Here is a 4,217-nt window from a genome sequence, read left to right as displayed (position 1 = left end):
GTGTGGTGCCGGGGCGGGGGCCGGATTCTGCGCGGGCAGGCTCGCCGCGGCACGACGCCGCCCTGCCCTGCCGCCGCTCGCTCATGCCCGGTTGCGGCAACTGAATACGTTGCAGTCATTGGCATTTCGCGCCCCTTCCGGGGTATATGGGCGTATTGTCCACCGGGACACTTGCTGCGCCGCAGGACGGCTTTTTCGTACGCCTTCCTTAACATGGCAATTCATATCATTTGTAACTTCCTGTCGAAGGTGCAGTACGCAATGACGGTTGCCGCTGAGTTCAAGATCGAATACCTGCAGTACCTGGACACGGACGGCACGCTCGTCCGCGATGACCTGCCCGAGGCCCTGCGCGATCCACGCGCGCTGCTGCCGATGTTCAAGCAGATGCTGTTCGTGCGCGTGTTCGACGGCAAGTCGATCGCGCTGCAGCGCACCGGCAAGCTGGGTACCTACGCGGCCTGCCTGGGCCACGAAGCCGCGCACGTGGGCATTGGCGCCTCGATGCAGAAGGACGACGTGTTCGCCCCGTCCTACCGCGAGTACGGCGCGATGTTCATGCGTGGCGTGCGCCCACACGACGTGCTGATGTACTGGGGCGGCGACGAGCGTGGCAACGACTACGGCGGCAACGCGGCCAAGGACTTCCCGTTCTGCGTGCCGATTTCCACCCAGTGCCTGCACGCGGCCGGCGCGGCGCTGAAGTTCAAGCTCAACAATGAAAAGCAGATCGCGGTGGCGGTGTGCGGCGATGGCGGCAGCTCCAAGACCGACTTCTACGCGGCCCTGAACTCCGCCGGTGCCTACAAGCTCCCGCTGATCCTGTGCATCGTCAACAACGGCTGGGCCATCTCGGTCCCGCGTTCGGCCCAGACCGGTGCCGAAACGCTGGCGCAGAAGGGCCTGGCCGGTGGCCTGTTCTGCCTGCAGGTGGACGGCAACGACCTGATCGCGGTGATGGCCGCCATGCTGCAGGCCCGCGAACGCGCGCTGGCCGGCGACGGCGGCACCGTGTTGGAACTGATGACCTACCGCCTGTCCGACCACACCACCGCCGATGACGCGCGCCGCTACCGCGACGACGCCGAAGTGAAGGATGCCTGGCAGCGCGAGCCGATGCTGCGCCTGCGCAAGTACCTCACCAACGCCGGTGTCTGGAGCGAGGAAGAGGAAGCCGCCTGGACCGCCGAGTGCGGCAAGCGCGTGGACGAAGAAGTGAACCTGTACCTCAACACCCCGGTGCAGCCGGTGGAGGCGATGTTCGACTTCCTGTATGCCGACCCGCCGCAGGACCTGCTGGCCCAGCGTGCGCAGGCGATTGCCCTGGAGCAGCGCCATGGATGAGATCAAGAACGGCGCCTCCAGCGCGCAGACCAACGCCGCCGACAGCGCCGCCGTCGCGCGCGGAGAAGAGAGCATGACCACCACCCCGATCACCCTCATCGAAGCCATTACCCAGGCGCTGGCCTGGGAGCTGGAGCACGACAAGTCGGTGCTGGTGCTGGGCGAAGACGTGGGCGTCAACGGCGGCGTTTTCCGCGCCACCGCCGGCCTGCAGCAGCGCTTTGGCGCCGACCGCATCCTGGACACCCCGCTGGATGAAACCACCATCGCCGGGTTGACCATCGGCCTGGCCGCACAGGGCATGAAGCCGGTGGCCGAAGCCCAGTTCGACGGCTTCATGTACCCGATGGTGGACCACATCATCTGCCACGCCGCGCGCCTGCGTTACCGCACCCGTGGCCGCCTGCACTGCCCGATGGTGCTGCGCGTGCCGTGGGGCGGTGGCATCCGCGCGCCGGAGCACCACAGCGAAGCCAACGAATCGATCTTCACCAACGTGCCGGGCCTGCGCGTGGTGCTGCCGTCCTCGCCGCAGCGCGCCTATGGCCTGTTGCTGGCCGCGATCCGCGAACCGGATCCGGTGATCTACATGGAGCCCAAGCGCATCTACCGCCAGTACAAGGAAGTGGTCGTCAACGACGGCGAAGCCTTGCCGCTGGACGTGTGCTTCGTGCTGCGCGACGGCACCGACGTGACCCTGGTGACCTGGGGCGCGCAGGTGAAGGAAGCGCTGGAAGCGGCCGACAAGCTGGCCGGCGAAGGCATCAGTGCCGAAGTGATCGACGTGGCCACGCTGCGCCCGCTCGACTTTGCCACCATCGCCGAGTCGGTGGCCAAGACCGGCCGTTGCGTGATCGTGCAGGAGGCGCCGAAGACGGCCGGCTTCGGTGCGGAAATCGCCGCGCGCCTGGCCGAGGAATCGCTGTACGACCTGCTGGCACCGGTCGAGCGCGTCACCGGCTATGACACCCACATTCCGTTGTTCCGCCTGGAAATGAAGTACCTGCCCAGCGTGGACCGGATCGTCAGCGCGGCCAAACGCGCCATTGCGGCAGGCTGACGTGCGGGCCCGCCTCCTAGGCCCGTACCGCAGCCAGTACCCCAACCCGCTCCGGTTCCGCACCGGCCAGATCGTCGAACTGGGTGTTCGTGACGAGGAATGGCCGGCGTTTGCCTGGGTACGCACCGATGACGGGCGTGCCGGCTGGGCACCGGTGGCGTGGTTGCAGTTGCTGGACGAGGGTCGCGCAGAAGCCCTGCGCGACTACGACGCCCGCGAACTGGATGTGGACAGCGGTGAACTGGTCAAACTGCATCATGAACACGGTGGTTGGTGGTGGTCCGAGCGCGCGAACGGCGCGACGGGCTGGCTGCCGGCCCGCGATCTCGAACTGCTGGAAGAGAACTGCACATGAGTGAGAACAAGAATTTCCACCTGCCCGACCTCGGCGAAGGCCTGCCGGACGCCACGATCGTGGAGTGGTTCGTCAAGGTAGGCGACGTGATCGCGCTCGACGCGCCGCTGGTCTCCATGGAGACCGCCAAGGCCGTGGTTGAAGTGCCCTCGCCGTTCTCCGGCAAGGTGCTGGCGCTGGCCGGCGGTGAAGGCGACATCATTCCCACCGGCAGCGTGCTGGCCCAGTTCGAACTGGACCCGAACATGCCGCAGCGCGCCGATGGCCAGGACACCGGCCACAGCCACGGGCATGCTGCCCCGTCGCCGACCCCCAGCACCGGCCAGACCGCGGCCGCGCAGCCGGACAAGGTGGTGGCGTCGGACAACGGGGGCGAGATCGCCAAGCCCAGCGCCGAGCGCGATGACGCCGGCACCGTGGTCGGCGCCATGCAGAGCTCCAATGCCGTGCACGCCGAACAGGCCGTCGCCGTGGGCGGGGTCAAGGCCGTGCCGGCCGTGCGCGCCACCGCGCGCAAGCTGGGCGTGGACCTCACCCGCGTGCGTGCCACCGGCACCGATGGCGCGGTGACCATGGCCGACGTCAAGCAGGCCGCCGCCGACGGCAGCGCAAAGGTCGGCGCTGCGCCGGCCCGTGCCGCCGTGGCCGCACCGGCTGCGGCTGCCGCTGCACCGGCACCGGTGGCGCGCGCTGCCGAATCGCGTACGCCGCTGTCGGCCGCCGGCCGCCCGATGCGCACCCAGCCGCCGGGCGTGGTGGCCAAGGGCCAGCCGGAACCGCTCAAGGGCGTGCGCCGCAACATGGCCCGGGTGATGGCCGATGCACACAGCAAGGTCGTGCCGACCACGCTCAACGACGATGCCGACATCCACGCCTGGGTGCCGGGCAACGACGTCACCGCCCGCCTGGTGCGCTCGATCGTGGTGGCCTGCCAGAAGGTGCCGGCGCTGAACGCATGGTTCGACGGCGATGCGCTCACCCGCACGCTGCACAACCAGGTGGACATCGGCATCGCGGTGGACACCGACGACGGCCTGTTCGTGCCGGCCCTGCGCAATGCCGACATGCTAGACGCACGCGGCATCCGCGAGGGCGTGAACCGCCTGCGCGAGCAGGTGGAATCGCGCTCGATCGCCGCGTCCGAGCTGAGCGGCTACACCATCTCGCTGTCCAACTTCGGCATGTTCGCCGGCCGCTACGCGACCCCGGTCGTGGTGCCGCCGTGCGTGGCCATCGTCGGTGCCGGCCGTGCCCGGCACCAGATGACTCCGGTGATGGGCGGCGTGGAAGCGCACAAGGTGATTCCGCTGTCGGTCACCTTCGACCACCGCGCGGCCACCGGCGGCGAAGCGGCGCGTTTCCTGCGCGCCATGCTGGATGATCTGGCGCTGGCCAGCTGATCTGCGTGCATCGGTAGCTGCCGACCGTTGGTCGGCAGGCAATTGAAAGAACGACGAC

The 4,217-nt window shown here is 68.4% G+C and carries 4 protein-coding genes; all 4 read left to right on the top strand.

From position 1 onward, the window contains the following. Positions 1-261 precede the first annotated feature (261 nt). From pdhA to DBR34_RS14145, 4 genes are read left to right on the top strand one after another with little or no spacing between them, the layout of a single operon-like run. The gene (pdhA, locus tag DBR34_RS14160; RefSeq protein ID WP_038685762.1) at positions 262-1,344 is read left to right on the top strand and encodes a pyruvate dehydrogenase (acetyl-transferring) E1 component subunit alpha; all 1,083 of its coding nucleotides are present in this window, start codon (positions 262-264) and stop codon (positions 1,342-1,344) included. Next, positions 1,337-2,404, top strand: coding sequence for an alpha-ketoacid dehydrogenase subunit beta (locus tag DBR34_RS14155; protein ID WP_128097267.1), 1,068 nt, complete (start codon positions 1,337-1,339; stop codon positions 2,402-2,404). Before pdhA ends, DBR34_RS14155 begins: the two co-directional genes overlap by 8 nt. 1 nt (position 2,405) lies before the next feature. After that, positions 2,406-2,759 (top strand): SH3 domain-containing protein, encoded by a 354-nt coding sequence (locus DBR34_RS14150; protein ID WP_038685760.1) that lies wholly within the window; start codon positions 2,406-2,408, stop codon positions 2,757-2,759. Next, entirely contained in the window at positions 2,756-4,159 is a 1,404-nt protein-coding gene (locus DBR34_RS14145; protein WP_128097266.1) for a dihydrolipoamide acetyltransferase family protein, read from the top strand. The genes DBR34_RS14150 and DBR34_RS14145 overlap by 4 nt, the downstream gene beginning before the upstream one ends. Positions 4,160-4,217: the final 58 nt, after the last annotated feature.

Origin of the sequence: Stenotrophomonas sp. HMWF003 (genome assembly GCF_003061285.1) — a bacterium.
GTDB lineage: Bacteria > Pseudomonadota > Gammaproteobacteria > Xanthomonadales > Xanthomonadaceae > Stenotrophomonas > Stenotrophomonas maltophilia_AP.
The sequence above is the reverse complement of the archived record's forward strand: the minus strand, read 5'-3'. Positions and strand labels throughout refer to the sequence as shown.

Coding starts and splice junctions, on each gene's coding strand:
- pdhA (WP_038685762.1), top strand. CDS start 262: ATGACGGTTGCCGCTGAGTTCAAGATCGAATACCTGCAGTACCTGGAC.
- DBR34_RS14155 (WP_128097267.1), top strand. CDS start 1,337: ATGGATGAGATCAAGAACGGCGCCTCCAGCGCGCAGACCAACGCCGCC.
- DBR34_RS14145 (WP_128097266.1), top strand. CDS start 2,756: ATGAGTGAGAACAAGAATTTCCACCTGCCCGACCTCGGCGAAGGCCTG.